Annotated in this window: 16 protein-coding genes; 8 read left to right on the top strand and 8 right to left on the bottom strand. The window is 68.1% G+C overall.

Annotation, left to right across the window (positions count from 1 at the left end):
- Positions 1-67: 67 nt before the first annotated feature.
- The 6 genes from ACWDN5_RS01095 to ACWDN5_RS01070 all read right to left on the bottom strand — a co-directional run bounded on the left by ACWDN5_RS01095 (position 68) and on the right by ACWDN5_RS01070 (position 4,457).
- Entirely contained in the window at positions 68-565 is a 498-nt protein-coding gene (locus ACWDN5_RS01095; protein WP_449673779.1) for a PadR family transcriptional regulator, read from the bottom strand.
- Positions 566-654: 89 nt separating this feature from the next.
- On the bottom strand, positions 655-1,053 hold the full coding sequence (locus ACWDN5_RS01090; RefSeq protein ID WP_449673778.1) for a hypothetical protein: 399 nt from the start codon (positions 1,051-1,053) through the stop codon (positions 655-657).
- Entirely contained in the window at positions 1,053-1,277 is a 225-nt protein-coding gene (locus tag ACWDN5_RS01085; protein ID WP_449673777.1) for a hypothetical protein, read from the bottom strand. Before ACWDN5_RS01085 ends, ACWDN5_RS01090 begins: the two co-directional genes overlap by 1 nt.
- Before the next feature lie 225 nt (positions 1,278-1,502).
- Positions 1,503-2,135 (bottom strand): dTDP-4-dehydrorhamnose 3,5-epimerase family protein, encoded by a 633-nt coding sequence (locus tag ACWDN5_RS01080; protein ID WP_310974020.1) that lies wholly within the window; start codon positions 2,133-2,135, stop codon positions 1,503-1,505.
- 27 nt (positions 2,136-2,162) lie between these two features.
- Complete coding sequence (locus ACWDN5_RS01075; protein ID WP_310974018.1) at positions 2,163-3,272, bottom strand: DegT/DnrJ/EryC1/StrS family aminotransferase; 1,110 nt, start codon at positions 3,270-3,272, stop codon at positions 2,163-2,165.
- A 36-nt stretch (positions 3,273-3,308) separates the two neighbouring features.
- Positions 3,309-4,457: a DegT/DnrJ/EryC1/StrS family aminotransferase gene (locus ACWDN5_RS01070; protein WP_449673776.1), complete on the bottom strand. Its 1,149-nt coding sequence runs from the start codon at positions 4,455-4,457 to the stop codon at positions 3,309-3,311.
- 281 nt (positions 4,458-4,738) lie between these two features.
- Between ACWDN5_RS01070 and ACWDN5_RS01065 the strand changes: the two genes are divergently transcribed.
- The 8 genes from ACWDN5_RS01065 to ACWDN5_RS01030 all read left to right on the top strand — a co-directional run bounded on the left by ACWDN5_RS01065 (position 4,739) and on the right by ACWDN5_RS01030 (position 14,445).
- A complete protein-coding gene (locus ACWDN5_RS01065) occupies positions 4,739-6,394 on the top strand; it encodes an MFS transporter (RefSeq protein ID WP_449673775.1) in 1,656 nt (551 codons plus the stop codon).
- Positions 6,391-7,137 (top strand): class I SAM-dependent methyltransferase, encoded by a 747-nt coding sequence (locus ACWDN5_RS01060; protein ID WP_310974013.1) that lies wholly within the window; start codon positions 6,391-6,393, stop codon positions 7,135-7,137. Before ACWDN5_RS01065 ends, ACWDN5_RS01060 begins: the two co-directional genes overlap by 4 nt.
- Positions 7,134-7,976: an alpha/beta fold hydrolase gene (locus ACWDN5_RS01055; RefSeq protein WP_310974011.1), complete on the top strand. Its 843-nt coding sequence runs from the start codon at positions 7,134-7,136 to the stop codon at positions 7,974-7,976. Before ACWDN5_RS01060 ends, ACWDN5_RS01055 begins: the two co-directional genes overlap by 4 nt.
- A gap of 11 nt (positions 7,977-7,987) precedes the next feature.
- A complete protein-coding gene (locus tag ACWDN5_RS01050; protein ID WP_310974009.1) occupies positions 7,988-9,352 on the top strand; it encodes a nucleotide disphospho-sugar-binding domain-containing protein in 1,365 nt (454 codons plus the stop codon).
- Between the two features lie 478 nt (positions 9,353-9,830).
- Complete coding sequence (locus ACWDN5_RS01045) at positions 9,831-11,585, top strand: amino acid adenylation domain-containing protein (RefSeq protein ID WP_449673774.1); 1,755 nt, start codon at positions 9,831-9,833, stop codon at positions 11,583-11,585.
- A gap of 17 nt (positions 11,586-11,602) precedes the next feature.
- On the top strand, positions 11,603-11,815 hold the full coding sequence (locus tag ACWDN5_RS01040; RefSeq protein ID WP_310974005.1) for an MbtH family protein: 213 nt from the start codon (positions 11,603-11,605) through the stop codon (positions 11,813-11,815).
- On the top strand, positions 11,815-12,870 hold the full coding sequence (gene hppD / locus ACWDN5_RS01035) for a 4-hydroxyphenylpyruvate dioxygenase (RefSeq protein WP_449673773.1): 1,056 nt from the start codon (positions 11,815-11,817) through the stop codon (positions 12,868-12,870). The genes ACWDN5_RS01040 and hppD overlap by 1 nt, the downstream gene beginning before the upstream one ends.
- A gap of 201 nt (positions 12,871-13,071) precedes the next feature.
- Positions 13,072-14,445, top strand: a complete 1,374-nt coding sequence (locus tag ACWDN5_RS01030; protein WP_449673772.1) for a condensation domain-containing protein — start codon at positions 13,072-13,074, stop codon at positions 14,443-14,445.
- A gap of 453 nt (positions 14,446-14,898) precedes the next feature.
- Here the strand turns inward: ACWDN5_RS01030 and ACWDN5_RS01025 are convergent, their stop codons facing one another.
- Positions 14,899-15,126 carry an MbtH family protein gene (locus ACWDN5_RS01025; RefSeq protein ID WP_449673771.1) on the bottom strand — a complete coding sequence of 76 codons (228 nt, stop codon included), beginning with the start codon at positions 15,124-15,126 and terminating at the stop codon, positions 14,899-14,901.
- Positions 15,123-21,263 carry an amino acid adenylation domain-containing protein gene (locus tag ACWDN5_RS01020; protein ID WP_449673770.1) on the bottom strand — a complete coding sequence of 2,047 codons (6,141 nt, stop codon included), beginning with the start codon at positions 21,261-21,263 and terminating at the stop codon, positions 15,123-15,125. Before ACWDN5_RS01020 ends, ACWDN5_RS01025 begins: the two co-directional genes overlap by 4 nt.

Here is a 21,263-nt window from a genome sequence, read left to right as displayed (position 1 = left end):
GAGAATTTCGGTGGTAGTTGAGTCGTGTTTCCCGTGGTCAGCGGGCAGCGTTGGCAGCAGGGAACGGCTAAGCGCACTCCAGTTCGGTGCGTGCGTGTCCCGCCCACAGTTCGGCCTGCTCGCGGACGTGCTCGGGGATGCCGGGGTTCGGGCTCTCCCACCCCTTGGCCTGTACGACGAGCTCCGCTTCCAGGCGCGCGACCCGCTCGTTGACGTGTGCGATGGCATCTGACCTGGTCAGCATGGGCAACATGGCGATGGACGCGTTGAGCATGTCTGGGTCGTGGGTGCGCTGCAGGCCGTCGCGGACCAGTTCGACGATCTCGTCACGTCCTCGAGCTGTTGCGCGGTAGAGAACGCGCTCGGGACCGGAGTTGCCCGGCTCGGCGTGTTCGGTGAGGAGGCCGTCAGCCGCCGCTTTCTTCAGTGCGTGATAGATCGAGCCGGGCTTGATCTTGGCCCAGGTTTCCGCATGCCAGCTCTGCAGTTCGGACCGGACCTGGTAGCCGTGCGCGCCGCCGGAGAGCTGCACGATACCGAGTACCAGGAGCTTCGTCGCCGACATGCGCCCACCTCCGCTCAATCTGCTCGGACTCGCTCCGCGCTGCTCGACAAGTTCAATCGCCTCGGCAGCCAGCGCTGCCTGCGCTCGGTTCACTCACTTGCAGGCTCTAGCATATGAGCATCCCGGTACTGACCGTGATGAGCACGCCGAACCCGATGCGGGCTGACCGTGCCGGAGGCGGCGACATTGCGCGATCTCGCCAACAGCCGGGTGATGCCGAAGACGATCTCGGACTGGCTGTGGGAGCCGACGTAGTTGCTCTCCACGCTCATGGTGTTGCCGTGCCGGGCCGCACCCCCGACCATCGCGTGCACCGCCGCGACGGGAAGGTGGCGTTCGCGATCGCGACGGCGACCCGAGCGGCGGCCTCGCGGGTCACGTAGCGGCGCCGGGCGTAGCGCAGCTGTTCCCTCGCTGTAGGCATGCCCGCCGCCGGCGGCGACCGCGCGGATGCCGGTGTTGGTGCCGTAGGCGTAGATCGCCAGCATCAGCCGCTCGCCGAGCACGTCGACCCGGCAGCGCGCCGCCGACGGCGACGGCGCTGACTTGGCAACCGGTGCGCAAGCACCGTCTCTTTCACCACGTCGATCAGCGCGACGGTGCCCCATCTCCGGCCGACCTCGGCCTTCAGCCGGCGCAAACTCACCGGCTCCGGTGCCGCCTCGTGCTTGGACAAGGTGATCGGCCCGGACGCCCGGTCGGTGACCTCCACCCAGTCCAGTCCGGGCAACGCATCGTCGAGCTGGTGCTCCTGGCGGCGCTGGGCGAAGTCGGCCGGCAGATCCTGTTCAGGGTTGCGCCACGCCTCAGCGCCAACGCCTCGATCACCGGCCGGTGATCGAGGCGTTGGCGCTGCGAAACTCCAGAATATCCAGCAGGCGGGACCGGCCCGCGTCGGTGCTCGCCCAGGTGCGGGCGGGCCGTGAGCCGTTGAGGCTCACAGGGATGTGAGAGCCTCGCCGTCGCCCTGTCGCCGCAGCTCGGCGTCGAGCTGGACGCACCGGTCGTACTCGGGCAGCAGTCCCTGCCGGGCGGCTTCCTCGAGCGAGATGGCGGCCCGGTCCCGGGGCGAGAGGATCATCTCCAGCCCGTCCGGGATCGGCAGCGCCAATCGAGGGTCCAGCGCCGAGACTGCGAGTTCGTTCTCGGCGACGTAGCTGCCATTCAGCATGTAGGACATCACCGTATCGTCCTCGAGGGCGATGAAGGCGTGCCCGACCCCCACAGGGAAGTACACCGACCGGAACGATTCCTGGTTCATCTCGACGCACTCCCACCGTCCGTAGGTCGGTGAGCCCACGCGCAGATCGACGACGATGTCCAGGGCCCTGCCGTGGGCGCAGCTCACATACTTCGCGACTCCGGGCGGCGTTCGGGTGTAGTGGACCCCGCGGAGCGCCCCGCGCCGGGACCGGCTCTGGTTGGCCTGTCGCACGGGAAACGTGCCCTGGCCCCGCGCCTGGGCGAGTGCGGGTCCCTGGAACGGTGCCACGAAGAGCCCCCGCTCGTCGGGGTACGCCGAGGGCGTGAACTCGAGCGCACCCTCGACAGCCAGTTCTCGGATCTCCACGTGTCTACTCCCTTTCGTCGAGCCGTCTCAGATTCTTCCCAGCACGTCACGAAGGGCTTCGACGGTGTGGTCCTGATCGTCGCGCCGCAGCGAAGCAAACATCGGCAGGGAAAAGATCTCGCCCGCGAGTTTCTCCGTCACCGGTAGCGAGCCCTCTCGGTACCCGAGATAGGCGAACCCCGTCATCAGGTGAACCGGCCACCGGTAGCTGACGTTCAGCTGAACACCATGCTCCTGCATCGCCGCGATGATCGAATCGCGTGCCGGGTGCCTCACCACGTAGACGTAGTAGACGTGCTCGTTTCCCTTCACGGTCGACGGCAGCGTCAGCGCGGTATCGCCGAGATCGCGCTCGTAGCGCGCTGCGACCGCGCGTCGTTGCTCGATGTAGCGATCCAGCCGGGTGAGCTTCTTCCGCAAGATCTCGGCGTGCACTTCGTCGAGCCGGCTGTTGTGCGCCGGCGTCGCGACGGTGTGGTAGTCGGACTCCATGCCGTAGAAGCGCAAGCGGCGCAGTGCACGGTCGGTCTCCTCGTTCGGCGTCAGCACCGCACCGCCGTCGCCGTACGCACCGAGGACCTTGGTCGGGTAGAACGAGAAGCTGGAGGCATCCCCCCAAGTACCGGCAAGATGTCCATGCTGGCGGGCGCCGTGGGCCTGGGCGCAGTCCTCGACCACGGCCAGTCCGTGCTCACGGGCGATCGCGCCCACAGCGGCCATGTCGACGCACTGTCCGTAGAGATGGACCGGGACGATCGCCTTGGTCCGAGCCGTGATCGCAGCACTGATGAGGGTCGTGTCCATCAGGAAGTCGTCCTCGCGGACGTCGACGAAGACCGGTGTCGCACCTGTCGACACGATTGCGACAACGGTGGGAGCCGCGGTATTGGACACGGTGATGACTTCGTCTCCCGGACCGATGCCCAACGCCTCCAGCGCAAGCTTGATGGCGTTCGTGCCGTTGTCGACGCCTACGCAGTGCGCGACGCTATGGTAATCGGCGAACTCCTGCTCGAACATGTGCACGCTCTTGCCGAGGATGAGCTTTCCGGAGCTGAAGACCGTGTCGACACACTCGAGTATCTCCTCGCGCTCCTGCTGGTACTCGTCGAGATAGCCCCATACGTGGACCGTCATCGTCAACTCCATTTCTGCTATCGGTCGCGGGGCGTCTTATCGCGAGTTCGCGGAGGCCGACGACACCGCATTGCGGAACTCCGCGGCAATGCGTTCCACGTCAGCGTCGGTCAGCGCCTGGTGCAGGGGCAGGCAGAGCGTCTGGTCGACAGCGCGCTCGGCGCGGGGCAGGCTCGCCGTCGATCCGTAAGCCCGGACACGGTGCAGTGCCGGGTAGCGGAAGGTGGTGTAGATGCCGCGCTCGAGGAGCGTTTTCGCCACCCGGTCGCGCACCTCGGTCTCCATCTGGACCCAATACAGGTAATAGGACGACTGGTGGTCGGCGGGGAGCGGCGGGGGAGTGCGAACACCGGTCAAGTCGACAAGTTCGCGGTCGTAGAATTCGGCGACCGCCCTGCGGCGCTTGACGAATGCCTCCACCTTGGGGAGCTGCACCAGCCCCATCGCCGCCTGCATGTCATTCATGACCGTGCGGCCGGAGAACGACGAGACCTCGAACTCCCACCAGCGCGAGTCGACCAGGGGTGCTTGCGACAGCCCGCTGAACTGTTCCAGCCCCAGGTACGCCAGCTTCCTGGCGCGCTCGACCATCTCGGGGTCGCGGGCATACAGCATGCCACCGTCGCCGGTGACCAGAATCTTCATGCTGTCGAAGCTCCACAGCCCGATATCGCCCACGGTTCCACACGCCTGCTCGCCTGCGCGCGACGCGACCGAGCAGGCCGAATCCTCGATGAGCAGGATGCCGCGCTCCCGGCACAGACGGGCGATCTCGACGACATTGCCCGGGTAGCCTCCGTAATGCAGGAGGACCACTGCCCGGGTCCGCGGGGTCAGTGCTGCCTCGACGTCGTCCACGGTCGGGTTCAGCGTCCGCTCGTCGACATCGCAGAAGACAGGACGCGCACCCGTCGCGGCCACCGCATTGCCCGCGGCGACGTAGCTGACGGTCGGCAGCACTGCCTCACAGTCCGGGCCGAGGTCGGCGAGCTTCGCAGCGATGAACAGGCCTGCCGTGCACGAACTGATCGAGGTCACCTGTTCGGCGTCGACATCGAGGTGCCCAGCGAACGCCTGCTCGAAAGCATCCGCCCGAGGACCCTTGCCCAACCAGGCCGAGTCGAAGACCTCTGCGAGCGCGGCAAGTTCGTCCTCACCCACTGTCGGCTGGAAGATTCTGATCACCGAGGCCTCCTGTACTCCGACGTCTCCAGCCGGTGGCTGGTCCTTTTCGTCTGTGATAATGAGTATGCAGATCACCGTTGCCGGTGACCAGGCTGCCGTGCACTCGCCGACTATGAGAATCTCACGAAACCGGTGGGATAGGTCCAGGTTCGGTTCGTGGAATTCTCCGTTTCGCTGTCCGATGGACCGTGTTACTCTTTTTAATAAATATTTGAGGGAACGGCCTTTCGGCGTGGCGCGATGCGAATCGACCAACGTCCGACACTATCGGAGGAGTACTCGTGGCCGAATTAACCCCAAGCGAGCACGGGAAACGAGCGGTATTCGGGCTCGTCATCCTGGCGCTGCCGACGCTGATGATGGCCATGGATCTCAGCATTCTGTACGTGGCGGTGCCGGCTCTGTCGGTAGATCTCGGTGCAAACTCGACGGAGCAGTTGTGGGCTCTGGACATCTACGGTTTCGTGGTCGCCGCACTCCTGATCACCATGGGGAATCTCGGTGATCGCATCGGACGTCGGCGCCTGCTTCTGATCGGGGCGGGCGCGTTCGCCGTGGTGTCGGCGGTGGCCGCGTACTCGCCGAGCATCGAGGTGCTGATCGCGGCGCGTGGTGTACTCGGCATCGCCGGAGCGACTCTCATGCCTTCGACGCTGGCGCTCCTCAACAGCCTGTTCACCGACAAGCGGCATCATGCCATGGCCATCGGCGCCTATATGAGCTGCTTCATGGGCGGTATCGCGCTCGGCCCGGTCGTCGGCGGCGTCCTGCTCGAGCACTTCTGGTGGGGCTCGACGCTCCTCCTTCCAGTACCTGTGATGGTCCTGCTGGTGGTGGCCGCTCCGTTCCTGCTGCCCGAGGCGCGGGGCGGCGAGATCCGCGGCCGCATTGACCTGCTCAGCGTCGTACTCTCGCTCGTCGCGATCCTCCCGTTCGTCTACGGCGTGAAGGAGATCGCCAAGAACGGCCTCACGGTCATCGCCGTCGTTGCCCTCGTCGTCGGGGTACTCGCGGGCGTGATATTCGTGCGGCGGCAGAGTCGTCTCGCCGAACCGCTCCTCGACGTCTCGCTGTTCCGCAACCGGGTCTTCGCCTCGGCAGCGACCCTCATGTTGCTGATGGGGATCATGTCCGGGTACGCCTTCCTCGTCGCGCTGTACCTCCAATCGGTGGCCGGTTACTCCCCGCTCTCGACGGGCTTGTGGCTGATCGCCCCCACGTTCGCGGGCATGGTCGGGTCCATGCTGGCTCCGGCGTTCACGCGCCGCATCCCGCCGGGCAAAGTGATCGTTGCGGGCATGATCATCTCGGTGCTCGGGCTCGTCGCGGTGACCCAGGTTGGCCCGGAGAGCGGCGTGGCCCTGCTCATGTCCGGGTTCGTGGTGGCGTCGCTGGGGTCCGGTCCGGCGGGCGCATTGGGAGCCGGGCTGATCATGACTTCGGCTCCGCCGGAGAAGGCGGGCTCGGCGGCTGCTGTCTCGGAGACCAGTGGTGACTTCGGTGTCTCCCTCGGCATTGCCTTGACAGGCAGCATCGCCGCGGCCATTTACCGCAGCGCCTTCAGTGACCCGGTTCCGGGCGTCGACGCCGCGACCGCACGGGAGAGCGTCGCCGGCGCGATGTCGGTGGCCCACGGTACTCCAGGGCCGGCCGGCGAGGAGCTGGCGCGCAAGGCGGCCGAGGCATTCACCGATGGGCTCAACGTGGCCGCCGCCTTCGGGGGTGTAGTCGCACTCGTTCTCGCAGTCGTCGCGGGCATCTCGCTGCGCCACGTCCCAGCCCACGGGGACGGCAAGGATGGGGCCGACGATGCCGGCACCGCCTCGCCCACGGATACGGATGCGTCGACCGACGACCGCGGCACTGTTCGCGACCTCGTGGACGAGCAGGGCATCGACGGAGCCGAAGACACCGAGCGTTCGCGGACGAGCCGATGACGTACGGAGCCGATTTCGTCGACATCTACGAGACGGTCTACAAGGCTCGTGGCAAGGACTGGGTGCGTGAGGCCGAGGCGGTCGTCGCGCTCGTGCGCGAGCGGTATCCGCACGCCGGATCGTTGCTCGACGTGGCCTGCGGGACCGGAGCCCACCTGGAGACGTTCGCAGAGCTGGTGGGCGACGTCGAGGGGGTCGAGCTCTCGGAGCCGATGTTGCGGCGCGCATGGGACCGCTTCCCGTCCCAGGTGCACCGCGGCGACATGCGCAACTTCCGGCTGCCGCGCCGGTTCGACGCCGTCACCTGCCTGTTCCATGCCATCGGATACGTCGAGAGCCGCGAGGAACTCCATGCGGCGATCCAGGCGATGGCCGAACACCTGGTTCCCGGCGGCGTGCTCGTCGTCGAGCCCTGGTGGTTCCCCGAGAATTTCCTTGACGGGTACCTCGCCGCCGACTCGGCGCATGTCGAGGGGAGTGCCATCGCCCGGGTATCGCACACCTCGAGTCAAGGTCGTCACTCGCGGCTCGAGACCCGGTACCTCATCGCCCGCGCCGAAGGGATCCGGGAGGTCACCCAGGTCCACGAACTCATGCTCTTCACCCAGGATGAGTACCTGCAGGCCTTCGAGGAAGCCGGCTGCCCCGCAACGTACTCCGCCGAAGGCATCAACGGGCGGGGCATCTTCGTCGCAGTCAAGGGTTCCAGCACCGAAACCCAAGGCGAGGGGGAGCCGTCATGAGCACCTTCGGTACAGTGCGCTCCCCGGACGGGACGCGGATCGCGTACGAGCGCTTCGGCAGTGGTCCCGCCGTGGTACTCGTGTGTGGGGCGATGGATGACGGCACCGAGAACGCTCCGCTCGGTCTCGAACTCGCGTCGCGGTTCACCGTCTACAACTACGCGCGGCGCGGCCGGGGCGACAGCGGGGACGTCGCACCGTACGCCGTTCGCCGCGAGATCGAGGACTTGGCCGCGGTGATCGACGAAGCCGGCGGGTCGCCCCATGTCTTCGGGGCGTGCTCAGGTGGGGCGCTGGCGTTGGAGGCAGCGGCGGCTGGTGTCGCGATGAACAGGCTGGTCGTCTACGACTTGCCCTACGACATGGGTGCGGACGCGGAGGTTCTGCACGGTCAGTACATACAGCGCGTACGCGCCCTGCTCGACGAGGGCCGGCGGTCCGAGGCGTTCGAGCTCTCGATGCGCGCTTGGGGCTCGCCGGAGGAGTCGGTGCGGCGAGCAAGGAAGCATCCGAAGTGGTCACACCTGATCAGTCTGGCTCATACGCTGCCTTACGACGCCGCCTGCATGGGGACCACCAATCAGCCACCGGCCGAGCGGTTCTCACGGATCCGCGTGCCCACGCTCGTGCTCAACGGCAGCGCGTCGCAGGACCACCCGACGATGAGCGAGCTCCGACCGAACTTCTTCGGTGAGGCGGCCGACGCCGTCGTCGCCTGTGTCCCCTCGGCACAGCGCGGCGTCGTCGCCGAAGGACCGCACGTCATCGACGCCGAGAAGCTGAAGGGCCCGGTCGGCGACTTCCTGCTCGACGAGTCCCCTGCCCGCACAACTGTGTGAATGGAGAAGCCATGCGTGTCATGATCACGTGCTTTCCGGCGCCCGCTCACTTCTGGCCGCTCGTACCCTACGCGTGGGCGTTGCAGAGCGCGGGTCACGACGTGCGGGTGGTGGCGCCGTCCGGATTCCCCTCCCCCTCCGGCATCATATCCACGGACTTCGCGCAGCGCGTGACCGAGTCCGGCATCGTCGCTGTACCCTGTGGGCCGCAGACACCGCTGGCGGTACACGATTGCGACGACCCGGACTACGCCGACGTGCTCCCGAACCCGGACGAGACCGAGCGATACGTGCGGGCGTTGTCCGTGCACGAGCGCGTCGAGCGTGACATGTGGGACGTCTTCTACCACTACGCGATCCTCGCCATCCGGAACTACCAACCGCCGCGGCCGCGCGAGGACATCGACGACATCGTCGCTTTCGCGAAAAACTGGCGCCCGGATCTCGTGCTGTGGGAGCCGTGGTTCCCCTGCGGCGCGGTCGCAGCCAAGGCGAGCGGAGCGGCCCATGTCCGTACCCTCATCTCTCCCGACTACACAGCGTGGGCTCACGAGCGGTTCGTGAGCAGGGGACTGCCGAGCATGCTGGCGGAGGCGATGCAACCGCTGGCCGACCACCACGGCGTGACGGTCGACGACGAGCTGTTGCTGGGGCAGGCGACGCTCGATCCGATCCCCGCGGGCATGCGGCTGCCCACCCGGACTCCCACCGTTCCCGTCCGGTATCTGCCCTACAGCGGCGGGAGCGTGTCCGAGCGCTGGTTGCGGGACGAACCAACGCGACCGCGAATGGCGATCAGTCTCGGGGTCTCCGCCCGGGCCGTCGACAAGGGCGACAGCACGGGCCGGATCCCGGCGCTGCTCGAGGCGGTGGACGGGCTGGACGTCGAGGTGATCGCAACCCTCAACAAGGACCAGCTCTCCGACCAGGTCGGGACGCTGCCGGACAACGTTCGCGCCATGGACTACGTCCCCTTGTCACAACTGCTGCCGACCTGCTCCGCGCTGGTCAACCACGGGAGCTTCGGGACCGTCATAGCTGGTCTCGCCAATGCCGTACCGCAGATAGTGTGCGACACCGACGAGCCGACGAGGTTCTTCGGCCGCGCGACCCCGGACGGCGTCGAGTGGGATCGAACGTCGCCCAAACAAGGCTACTCGACCCTCACATCGAACTACCTGGCCGACCGGGGTGCGGGCGCCCGGCTCGACCACCAGAAGCAGTCAGTCTCCGAGATCCGCTCGATGCTGCGTCGCGTTGTCGAGGACCCCGAAGTGCGCGACGCTGCGCTCCGACTTCGAGAAGAGGAGTGGGCGTCGACACCGACTCCCGCACAACTCGTGCCGTGGCTCGAGAAACTCGCCCAGGAACGCTGATCGTGGACGGCCTCGGCGTTTTCGCCGCCGCGGAGCTCGACCGCAAAATCAAGTAGCGTCTGACGATTCCCCGCCTGGGCGGGAGGTTCCGCTCGCGGTGGTCGTCGACTGTGTCGACGGCCACCGCGAGCGGGTTGTCGAGGGGGAGAAGCTCGGAGTCGAGTCGGTCTGGATCCGGCCGAGACCGACGCGGCGGCTGCTTCCTCCGCGGCTTCGAAAACGCCGAGGTCAACTCTTCGCGCACCGTCCGGCGATGCACCTGATACTTGTGCGCCAGAGCCCGAACCGACAAGCCCTCGGGTCTCGCCGGATCGCCGCGAACAACTCACGCTGGGTGTGTTGGCCTGGTCGCAATATCGAAGACGCAGCCTTCGATGGCGGCTGGAAGACTCAGAGAGTAGGGCAGGCCGGAGCGGCATGGACTTGTGCAGACCGGCGGTCCTGCCGCGCCGGAAAATATGCCGATGGGAGCTTCGATATGGCCTCTACACTGCCAGAGACCTTTTTGAATCAGGTTCGCCGGCGGCCCGAAGCGGTTGCCGTGCGGTCGGCCGACGGGTTTCTGACCTTCGATGAACTGAACCGCCGGGCCAATCGCTTGGCCAACCTTCTGATCGAGCATGGAGTGGAAGCGGAGCAGCCCGTAGCGGTATGTCTCGGCCGGTCGTTCGACCTGGTCGTTGCGACCCTCGCGGTGATCAAGGCGGGCGCCACGTATGTGCCCCTGGCCACATCGATGCCGACGGAGCGACTGCGGTCGATCAGCGACCAGCTCAAGGTGCGGATGGTAATCACCGACGGTGCGACGCCCGCGGCCACGCTGTCCAGCTTCGGCGAGGTGATCACGACCAGTGACGCGGAACAAGCGCAAGAGTCCGAACCGGTGGTTTCGGTAGCCGAGGACCAGCTTGCCTACGTTCTCTTCACTTCAGGATCGGCCGGCGCGCCCAAAGGTGTCGGAGTTTCTCACCGCAGTGTGATCGGGCTGATCGAAGACCAGACCTGGAACGATTCGGTGTTCAGTCGGATCCTGATGATCGCGCCGTATGCGTTCGGAATGTCAACGTTTGAATTGTGGGCACCGTTATTGCGCGGTGGACAAATTGTCCTGGCGCACCCGGGCGAGTTCGACATCGATGCGCTGCGCGACGATCTCAGGCGGGGCGAAGCGACCGCAGTTCACTTGACATCGGGCCTCTTCAGGCTCGTTGCCGAGGAGGATCCCACCTGTCTTTCATCCGTGCGTGAAGTCATGACCGGTGGTGACGTCGTCTCGCCAGAGGCAGTGCGTCGGATCCTTTCCGCAAATCCGGATATCCGGGTCAGAGTGATGTACGGACAGACTGAGACCACTCTGTTCGCCACCCAGCTGTCGTTGACGCAGCAAGCGCAGGTCGGTGCTTTCGTCCCGCTCGGTCAGGCTCTCGATGACAAGCGACTTTACGTGCTCGATGAGAGCTTGAACCGAGTAGTCGAAGGTGGGGTCGGCGAACTGTACGTTGCGGGCGGCTGCCTGGCGCGGGGGTATGTCGACCGCCCCGATCTCACTGCGGAGCGGTTCGTTGCGGACCCGTTCGGCGCTCCAGGCGAGCGGATGTTTCGTACCGGTGATCTGGTCCGGCAGACCGCCGGCGGCTCGCTCGAGTTCCTCGGGCGGGCTGACCAGCAGATCAAGGTCCGTGGCTTCCGGGTCGAGCTGGGAGAGGTCGAGGCCGCCCTTCGAACGCATCCGGCCGTGGCGGATGCGGTGGTCGTCGGCACCTCGAGCGACGAGGATCAGCGGTTGGCCGCCTACGTCGTCCCCTGTGCGGGCGGCGTCGACTTCGGCGAGCTGCGCACCCACCTGGGCAGGGCTCTGCCCGATTACATGGTGCCCGCCGCGTTCACCGCCATCGACGCGATACCGGTGACCGTCAACGGGAAGGTGGATCGAGATGCTCTGCCGGAGCCGGAGTTCGACCGGGCCAAGCAACATCGCGCGCCGCTCAGCCCACGTCAGGAAACGCTGTGCGCCATCTTCAGCAAGACCTTGAATGTCGACCAAGTCGGCCTCGACGACAGCTTCTTCGATCTGGGCGGTCAATCGCTCCAGGCGGCGCGGCTCGTGTTGCGCATCGAGGCTGAGCTGGGCGTGAAGCTCAGCGTAGTGGAGATATTCGATGTCCCCACCGTCGCGCTCATTGACCAGCACATCACCGCGATTCACGGCGACCAGGTCGCCAGGGCGAGCTAACAGGAAGGATTCCGGATATGTCGAATCCGTTCGACCGCGAGGACGGCCAGTTCGTCGTGCTGGTCAACGAAGCCGGTCAACACTCTCTCTGGCCCGAGTTCGTGGTGGCGCCCGCGGGCTGGCGGGTGGCCCTCGCTGCGACAGATCGCACGTCCTGTCTGCGTTACGTCGCGATGAACTGGACCGACCTCCGCCCACGTGGTGCCGGCCGCAACCAGGGTGTGGCGTGATGGCGGTCGAGCAGAACTCTGTCTACACGGGCATGAGGGTCGACCACGTTCGGTTCTTCGTCGAGGATTCCGCATCAGCGGCGGACCTGTGGACCCGAGGCTATGCCTTCTCGGAGTTCCAGCGGATCGAAGACGGCCGAAGCCGAACCGTCGGAGTTGGGCGCGATGACATCCGGTTGCTGCTCACCGAGCCGCGTGTCCCTGACCATCAGGCCGCCATCTACGTCTCCCGGCACGGAGACGGAGTCGCCGACATCGGGCTCGGCGTGGCCGACGCTCGGACTGCGTTCCACGAGGCGGTAAGTCGCGGCGCCGTACCGCTACACGGGCCGACCGAAGATGACGGGGTGGTGACGGCGAGCATCTTGGCCTTTGCGGATGTCGCCCATACCTTCGTGCAGCGCGCCGCAAGCGGACCGCTTTCCCCGGCCGGTTCGCCTTCCGCGCGTGACATCGGCGCTGCTGCTATCGACCACTTCGCTGTCTGCCTGCCCGGCGGGCAGCTCGATCCCACCGTGGCGTTCTACGAAGAGGTACTCGACTTCCGCGTCGTGTACGAGGAGAAGATATTCGTCGGTAGACAATCGATGAATTCCAAGGTTGTGCAAAGTACCTCCGGCGCCGTCACCTTCACTCTGATCGAGCCGGACTTGACCAAGTCGCCAGGCCAGATAGACACCTTCCTGCGTGACCACGCCGGTGCCGGGATCCAGCATGTGGCGCTCCGGGTGCCGGACATCGTGCGGGCGGTCGACCAGGTCCAGGCGGCTGGTGTTCAGTTCCTTTCAACGCCCGGACGGTACTACGACCGTTTGGATGAACGGATCGAGCTGGAAAGGCATTCGGTAGAAGATCTGCGCGTACGTGGCATCCTGGCTGATGAGGACCATGACGGGCAGCTGTTCCAGATCTTCGCCAAGCCGGTCACCCCGCGCAATACCTTCTTCGTCGAGCTGATCGAACGCCTTGGCGCGACAACCTTCGGGAGCGGAAACATCAAGGCGCTCTATGAGGCGGTCGAGCAAAGCCACGGTGCAGTCGAGGACGCAGCATGAGCGATGACACGTTTCCGCCAGCGCCGCGCCATCGGCGTTGAGGTCCTCGCACCTCCCCATCAGCGGTCAAGTCTTCGGGGGCGCCGGGCGGCCAATCCTCCTGGGCCATCAGCGGCAGAGGCAGGAAAGTCATACCCGGCACCCCTGGGTGCCGCGAACCCCACGACCGGCCTGAAACACCTGGCAAGAAGGTAAGAAACCATGACGACCATGGACACTTCGACCGGCGCCGGCGAGCGGTGGCCGCTGTCAGCGAATCAAGAGTTCCTCTGTGCCCTCGATCAGGGCGACGCCGAGGGGCCGTTCGGTCCTCGTCACCACATCGTCCACGGGTGGCGCATCCATGGACAGGTCGACGTGCAGGCATTGCAGAGCGCGCTCGATGACATCGTCGTGCGCCACGATGCGTTGCGCTCTGTGATCATCCGCGATCCGGAAGCGCGGTGTCAGGTCGTCCATCAGCCGGCTCCCGCGGAGCTGACCGTTCGGGATCTTCCGGGGATCGAGCCGGAAGAGCGGGGACGCCGAATCGACGCCTTGCTCGTCGAGGAGGAGACGGCCGACTTCGACGCATCCTCGGTACCGAAACTTCGCGCGGTCCTCAACCGGTTCGACGACCACGACGCCCTGCTCGTGCTCGTCGTGCACCATGCGGCCGCGGACGGGTGGTCCGTGCAGGTCATCTTTCGCGATCTCGCGGCCCGATATGCGACCCGGACCGGACACGGGGGCCATGAGCTCGCAGAGCCGCAGCAGTATCGCGACTTCACGACGTGGCAGCTTGCGAGATTGGGCGGTCCCGCCGAGAATTCGTCGCGTCGTTACTGGCAGGATAAGCTGCGAGGTGGGGAAACCCTGACCATGCCCGCGGACCGGCCGCGATCGATGGGCTTGCCGCAGACAACAGCCATGTACCGGTTCGAAGTGGACGCTGAGCTGATGGCCGGCGTGTCCGCACTGGCCAGGGAAGTGCGCGGGTCCTCCTTTATGGTGTTCCTCGCCGCTTTCACGATCGCGGTCAACCGGCTGTCCGGAGCGACGGACATCGCCACCCCGACATTGACGCCTGGCCGTGAATATGGCCGTTTCGACGAGGCGGTCGGTCTGTTCTTCAACTTCGTACCGATCCGCGTGGATGTCACGGCATGCGCCAAGTATCGGGACGTGCTGCAGCTCACTCGAAACACCTGTCTGGAGGCATACGTCCACGACATTCCGGCGATCCCGGGCGAAGCACCCGAGTTCATGCGGCCGATGGCGGTGGACAATGAGGTGCCGATCATCTTCCAAGTCTTTCCCTTCCCCTTCCCGCTCGACGGCACCCGAGTGGGGGACCTGGAGTACAGCGAGATCCGGCGGCGGATCGGCTCACAATCACGCACGTCGGATATCCCGGACGGCGTATTGTGGACACTCACCATTGACACGACGGGCGAGCTCATCGGTAACATCGCGTACAAGGACGGGCTTGTTGACCGAAGCAGTATCGCGCAGTGGGTGAGCCGATTCCGTGCTGAACTGAAGAACTTGGTGACCGGCCCCGACGACGTGGTGCTGCTTCTGCGAAGTGCGTGACGTGATTTGGTCGAGCGATTGGCGCAGCGGTGACGAGCCCATTCGACGACAAGGATCTGACCCAGCCTCTCATTCGGCGTCGTCAGTTGTGGACGAGTTGAGGGGTTCGACGGCCGCTGGGCCAGGGTGAGCGACAGTGCTGATCTGCAGTGCGGACGCCATCAGCGGGGCTGAGCTCACCCCAATAGCGGTCACCGTTGCCGCAAATTCAGCGTCCAACCGGGTGCCGGAGCATACCGAGCTGGTTGAGCTGCAGCACGCCTCAGCGAGGGCTCGATCATCGCGATCGAGGACCCCGTCGCCGTCGAGCAACGCTGGGTCTCGCCAGCCGCTACCTCGGCCCGATGCGCCGGCGCCCACATCGAAAGCGCACCGGCGCCACCGGACGCGTGGTCCGCATCCTCCTGCGCCCCGAGCATTGGCTAACTCCGCGCCTACACCCGGCTGTCCAGGCTATCCCGGGTGCTTCGCGACACGTTGTCCCGTGACCGGTCCGTCCGAAGTAGACATGGCGCGCCGCAGGCTTGCCGGGCGCATGTCGGTCCATACCTCGTCGATGTGGGACAGGCACTCCTCCTTCGTGCCGGTGAACCCGGTCGCGGTCCAGCCGGGCGGGCCTTCGCGGTCCGCCGGCCAGATCGAGTACTGCTCCTCGTCGTTGACGACCACCCGGTACGTCACTGCGGCTCCTCGGTGTCGGTGATGATGTTGTCCAGCACGGCTTCGAAGTTGGCGAGCACGTGCGCCACGAAGCGGTCGTCGTACCGCCCTCGGTCGAACACGGCTTCGAGGCGCATCCGGTCGCCCGGTGTGACCACCAGGGTGAACGGGTAGTTCGTCCACGTCTTCGCGGATACCGCGGTGGCGCCCGCCGGCGCGAGTCGTTCGCGGGCCGACTCGCGCACCGGATAGTTCTCGAACACCAGGATGGTCTCGAACAGCGGCACATTGCCCGGCACCTCGCTCCAGCCGTGCACCCGCACCAGCGGTGTGTGGTCCGACGGCAGCTCCGCCTGGTGGCGCTGGTTGTCCTGCAGCCACGTCACCAGGTCCCCGTCCGCCGGGATGGTGACCCGCACCGGCAGCGTGTTGATGAACATCCCGAGCATGCGGGTGTTGTCCGGTTCCGTTGACCGGCCGCTGCGCGTCACGCCGAAGACGACGTCCGGGGTGCCCGCGTACCGGGACAACACCAGGCCCCACGCCGCCTGCAGCACCGTGCTCGCGGTGACCCGGTGTGCCCTCGTGAACCCGGTCAGCCGGTCACCGAGGTCGAGCAGGCGCTCGCACTGCGCGTGCCCCGGCCCGCCGGACGCGTGCGACGGCAGTGGGGTCGGCTCGCGGAAGCCCGCCAGGTACCGCTGCCAGAACGGGCGGGCCCGCTCGTGGTCCTGCGCACGGAGCCACGCGATGTGCGCCGACCAGGACGGCGCCGGGTCGTGCGGTGGCGGTGCGCCGGCGCGGAGCGCGTCGTACACGGTGAGGTACTCGTCGACCAGCGCGACGAGGCTCCATCCGTCCAGCACGAGGTGATGGCTGGTCAACGCGACCACCCAGTCCCCGTCTGCGAGGTCGACCATGGTCACCCGGACCAGCGGCGCCTCGAACAGGTCGAAGCCCCGGATGCGGTCGGCCATCAACAGTTCCTCGAGCCGTTTGCGGTGGGTGTCCGGCGGCCAGGCGGTGCCGAGGACGACGTCGGCGGCCGATGTGGCGTGCCGGTCCACCACCTGCCACGGTTCTTGCCGGTCGTCGAGCAGGAAACGGGTGCGCAGCACCGGGTGGCGGCGCGCCAGCTCCGCCCACGCCGCGGTGCACGTGTCCGGGTCGAGACCCTCCTGCGGCCACACCGTCTGGCTGACGTACAGACCGCTGCCCGGTTCGGCGAGTACGTGGAAGAGCATGCCTTCCTGGGTCGGTGCCAGCGGGTACGCGTCCGCCGCGGCCGGGTCGCGGCGCAGGATCGCCGCACGCCGGGCGGCCCACTCCGGCGGTGTGGCGACCGGTGCCTCGACCGGTGTGGCGACCGCGGCGAGCTCGGCGATCGTCTGGTGGGCGAAGAACTGCCGCGGGGTCAGGTGCAGCCCGGCGCTCGCCGCCCGCGCGACGATCTGGATGGCGCGGATCGAGTCGCCGCCGAGCGCGAAGTAGTTGGCGTCCGCCGCCGGTGCCGGCACGTCGAGCACCTGCGCCCAGACGGCCGCCAGGACCCGTTCCGCCTCCGTTTCCGGCGCCCGCCCGCCTGCCATCGCGGGCTCCGGTGGGGCCGGCAGCGCGCGCCGGGCGAGCTTCCCCGTCGGTGTCGTGGGCAGCTCGGTCAGCGGCACGTATGCCGACGGCACGAGCGCGTGCGGCAGCGATTCGGCGAGGAACGCGCGCAGCACGACCGGTTCCGCGACCGCCGCCACGGCGGGGTCGGCGACCACGTACGCCACCAGCACCCCGTGAACCGCGACGGCCGCCCGGCCGACGGTCGGGTGCGCCCGCAGCGCTGCCTCCACGTCAGCCGGGTCGAAGCGGACGCCGTTGACCTTGAGCTGGTCGTCGGACCGCCCGAGGTACTGCAGGTTGCCGTCGGGCAGGTACCTGGCCCGGTCGCCGGTGCGGTAGAGGCGTTGCCCCGGCAGCGCCGGGTGGGGCACGAACCGGTCCGCGGTCAGCGACGGGTTGCCATGGTAGCCGCGGGCCAGGCCGGCGCCACCGACGTAGACGTGGCCGGGCAGGCCCGTGCCCACCGGGATCATCCCGTCGTCGAGCAACTCGACCCACGTGCCGTCGATCGGCCGGCCGACGGGCACGTGGCGGTGCACCGCGGGCGCCCGGACCTCGTGTGCGGTGGTCGTCATCGTCGTCTCGCTGGGGCCGTACATGTTGACCACCCGCGCCGAGGGCGCGACCACGGTGAGGTCGCGTACGTCACCCGCGTGCAGCGGCTCGCCGCTGACCAGGACGGTGCGCAGCGCCGGCAGTGTGACCCTGCGCCGGGCGAGGTGGCCGGTGAGCACCCGCAGGACCGACGGGACGACGGACGCGACCACGCTCACCGGTTCGGCTGCGAGCACGTCGACGGCCGTGTCCAGATCGGCCACCCCGTCGGTCAGCAGCGCGATCCGCGCGCCGACCGTCAGCGGGAACACGAGGTCGCGCAGGCTCGCGTCGAACGAGACGGTCGTCATCGCCGCCACGGTGTCACCAGGGCCCGCGTACTCGCGCCGCCGCATATCCGCGAAATAGTTCGCCACGCCGCGGCGCGTGCCCGCGATCCCCTTGGCCGCCCCGGTCGAGCCGGACGTGTGCACGACGTAGGCCAGGCTGTCCGGCTCGGCCCGGGGGAACTCCGCGATCCGGTCGACCGGCAGGTCGCCCGCCTGGACCACCGGGCCCGCGAAGCCCGGCAGAGGTTTCTTCGTCAGCAACACGCCGGGGCGGGTGTCGTCGAGGATTCCGGCCAGCCGAGCGGGCGGGTGCTCCGGGTCGAGCGGCACGAACCCCGCTCCGGCCCGCCACACCGCCATCAGGGCGACGACCAGCTCCGCGTCCCGGCCGAGGTGGACGGCGACGAGCGTCTCCGGTCCCGCACCGGCCGCCACGAGCCGGGTGGCGAGGCGGTCGACGCGGGCGCCGAGCTCGGCGTACGTGACGTCGGTCCCGGCGGCACGCACCGCGACCCGGTCCGGCCGGGCGGTGATCTGCCGGGCCACCGGCTCCCACGGGTCGGCCACCGCGGGGGTGACCCGTCGCGGGACCGGTGCCGGGGTGAGCGGCACGCGCGTTACCGGGCGGTCCGGTTCGGCGGCGACGAGGTCGAGCAGCCGCAGCCAGTGCGCCACGAACGTCTCCGCCCAGGCCTGGTCGACGACGTCTCTGTCGAACTCGAGCGTCCCGGCCAGGCCGCCGGCGTGCTCGGTCACCGCGAGCCGCAAGTCACACTTGACCCCGCCCACCGGGACCGGCACCGAGCGCGCGGCGAGGTCGGGTACGGCGAAGCCGGCCGCTGGATCGCTCTCCACGACGAACTGCGCCTGCACGAGGGGATGCCGGGTGAGGTCGCGGTCCGGTGCCAGCGCCTCGACGAGACGCTCGAACGGCACGTCCTGGTGCGCGTAGGCGCCGAGCGCGGTCGCGGCCACCCGATCGAGCAGCTGCCGGAAACTCGGGTCGCCGGCCACCGAGGTGCGAAACACGACCGTGTTGACGAACAGCCCGGCCAGCGGCTCGAAGTCGACGTGGTCCCGCCCGGAGACGGGGGAACCGACCAGCACGTCGTCCCGGCCGGTGTACCGGGCGAGCAGTGCCTGGTAGCCGGCCAGCAGCACCATGAACAGCGTGGCCTGCCCGGCCCTGGCGAGCTCGCGCAGCCGGGCACACAAGATGCCGTCGACGGTGAACGAGACCCGGCCGCCGCGGAAGTCCTGCACCGCCGGGCGCACCAGGTCACTCGGCAGGTCGAGCACGAGCTCCGCACCATCCAAAGCGGACTTCCAGTACGAGAGCCCGGCGTCGAGGCGAGCGCCGGTGAGCCGCTCTCGTTGCCAGGCGGCGAAGTCGGCGTACTGCATGGCGGGCACGGGCAGTTCCGCACCCGCGTAGATCGAGCCGAGGTCGCGAGCGAGCACGTCCAACGACATCCCGTCGGCGACGATGTGGTGCACCACGACGACCAGAACGTGCTCGTCCGCGCCGACCCGCAGGACCCGGGCCCGCACCAGCGGATACGTCGCCAGGTCGAACGGCCGCGCGGTCTCCTCGGCCAGCACGGCGGCCACCTCGTCCGGTGCGACGTCCTCGACCGCCATCCTCACCGCCTCGGGCGGGTGCACCTGGGCGTACGGCACACCGTTCTCGGCGTGGAAGGTCGTTCGCAGCGTCTCGTGGCGGGCGAGCAACCCGGTGACCGCCTCGCGCAGCACGTCGACGTCGAGGGGCCCGGACAGGTGCAGGGCCAGCGCCACGTTGTAGGTGCCTGCCTGGTCTCCCACCTGCTCGACGAACCACAGCTGCTGCTGCGCGAACGACAGCGGCAGCGGCCGTCCGTCACGCGGCAGCGGCCGCGGTTCGTCCGCCGCGTCCCGCCCCCGGGTGGAGATCAGGTCGGCGAGACCCGCGACCGTGCCGGCACGCAACAGGTCGGCGAGCGTGAGCCGGACGCCCAGCTGCCGCGCGATCCTGGTGACGATCCGGATCCCCGCGAGCGAATGCCCACCGACGTCGAGGAAGTGGTCGGTCACGCCGACCCCGTCGGCACCCAGTACCGCCGACCAGATCCCGGCGAGCCGCCGTTCGAGGTCGTTCGACGGCGCGACGTGGTCCTCGGCCCGCTCCGGGCCGGGCGCGGGGAGCGCGGCTCGGTCGACCTTTCCCGCGGGGTTGAGCGGAAAACGCGGCAACGTCACGTAGTACCGCGGCACGACCATGGCGGGCAGCGAGTCCGCGAGGTGCTCGCGCAGCTCCCGCGCGCCCGGCCCCGGCGTGCCGGGACGGGGCACCACGTAGGCGACGAGCCGTCCGTCGCGCTGGTGGACCACGGCGGCCGCGACCCCCGGGTGGCCGGTGAGCACCGCCTCGATCTCGCCCGCCTCGACCCGGACTCCGTTGACCTTGATCTGGTTGTCCAGCCTCCCGAGGTAGTCGAGCTGCCCGTCCGGACGCTCGCGGACCAGGTCACCGGTCCGGTACAGGCGTCCGCCGGGCACGGTCGGATCGGGCACGAACCGGTCGGCGGTCAGGACAGGTCTGCGGAAGTAGCCCCGGCACACCGCGACGCCCCCGATGTGCAGCTCACCCGGTGTGCCGGGCGGGACCGGGCGCAGGTGCTCGTCGAGCACGTGCAGCGTGTTGCCGGGCACAGCGACCCCGATCGGCACGGGTGACTCGCCGCCCCGGCACCGGGCGAACGTCGAGGAGATCGTGGTCTCGGTCGGCCCGTAGAAGTTGTAGAACTCGACGTCGAGCGCCGCCGCCACCCGGTCGGCCAGGGCGGCGGGCAGTGCCTCGCCGCCCGCCACCAGCCAGCGCAGGCTCGCGCACGAGGCCGGGTCGGCCTCGTCGAGGAACAGGTGCAGCAGCGACGGCACGAACTGCGCGACCGTGACTCGTTCCCTGGCGATCAACGCGGACAGGTAGTCGGGCTCGCGGTGCCCGTCCTGCTTCGGCACGACGAGCCGGGCGCCGGTGGTCAACGGGAGGAACAGCTCCCACACGGACGGGTCGAAGCTGATCGCGGTGCGCAGCAGCACGGCATCGCCGGCGCCGACCGGCAGCAAATCCCTGGTCCACGCAAGGTAGTTGGCCACCGACCGGTGGTCGAGCATCGTGCCCTTCGGCCGCCCGGTCGAGCCCGACGTGTAGATGACGTAAGCGAGGTTGTCCGGCGCGGTACGGACGCGCAGGTCGATCCGGGGCCCGGCCAGGACCGTGCCGCGGTCCCGGTCGAGGCACACCAGCTCGGGCCGGTGCTCGTTGTCGTCGAGCAGCGCTTCCGCCCGGTCGGTGTTGTCGGTGACCAGCACCGCCGGGGCGGCGTCGGCGACCATGTACCGCAGCCGCTCCCGCGGGTAGTCCGGGTCGAGCGGCAGGTACGCCCCACCCGCCTGCCAGATCGCGACGAGCGTGACGATCAGGTCGATGCCGCGCGGCAGGCACACGCCGACCACCGTCTCCGCGCCGACGCCGAGCTCGCGCAGCCGGGCCGCGAACCGCGCGGCCCGGTCATCGAGCTCGGCAAAGGTGAGGTGGGTGCCTTCGAACGTCACCGCCGTCGCGTCCGGTGCGCGGTGGCACTGTTCCTCGATGAGATCCGGGGTCGGGCGAAGGTCCAT

The sequence above is a fragment of the Amycolatopsis sp. NPDC003731 genome (assembly GCF_053586895.1).
Note: the sequence above shows the minus strand (reverse complement) of the source record. Positions and strands in the feature narration are given on the sequence as shown.

Coding starts and splice junctions, on each gene's coding strand:
- ACWDN5_RS01095 (WP_449673779.1), bottom strand. CDS start 565: ATGTCGGCGACGAAGCTCCTGGTACTCGGTATCGTGCAGCTCTCCGGC.
- ACWDN5_RS01090 (WP_449673778.1), bottom strand. CDS start 1,053: ATGCTGGCGATCTACGCCTACGGCACCAACACCGGCATCCGCGCGGTC.
- ACWDN5_RS01075 (WP_310974018.1), bottom strand. CDS start 3,272: ATGACGGTCCACGTATGGGGCTATCTCGACGAGTACCAGCAGGAGCGC.
- ACWDN5_RS01060 (WP_310974013.1), top strand. CDS start 6,391: ATGACGTACGGAGCCGATTTCGTCGACATCTACGAGACGGTCTACAAG.
- ACWDN5_RS01055 (WP_310974011.1), top strand. CDS start 7,134: ATGAGCACCTTCGGTACAGTGCGCTCCCCGGACGGGACGCGGATCGCG.
- ACWDN5_RS01050 (WP_310974009.1), top strand. CDS start 7,988: ATGCGTGTCATGATCACGTGCTTTCCGGCGCCCGCTCACTTCTGGCCG.
- ACWDN5_RS01045 (WP_449673774.1), top strand. CDS start 9,831: ATGGCCTCTACACTGCCAGAGACCTTTTTGAATCAGGTTCGCCGGCGG.
- ACWDN5_RS01040 (WP_310974005.1), top strand. CDS start 11,603: ATGTCGAATCCGTTCGACCGCGAGGACGGCCAGTTCGTCGTGCTGGTC.
- hppD (WP_449673773.1), top strand. CDS start 11,815: ATGGCGGTCGAGCAGAACTCTGTCTACACGGGCATGAGGGTCGACCAC.
- ACWDN5_RS01030 (WP_449673772.1), top strand. CDS start 13,072: ATGACGACCATGGACACTTCGACCGGCGCCGGCGAGCGGTGGCCGCTG.
- ACWDN5_RS01020 (WP_449673770.1), bottom strand. CDS start 21,263: ATGGACCTTCGCCCGACCCCGGATCTCATCGAGGAACAGTGCCACCGC.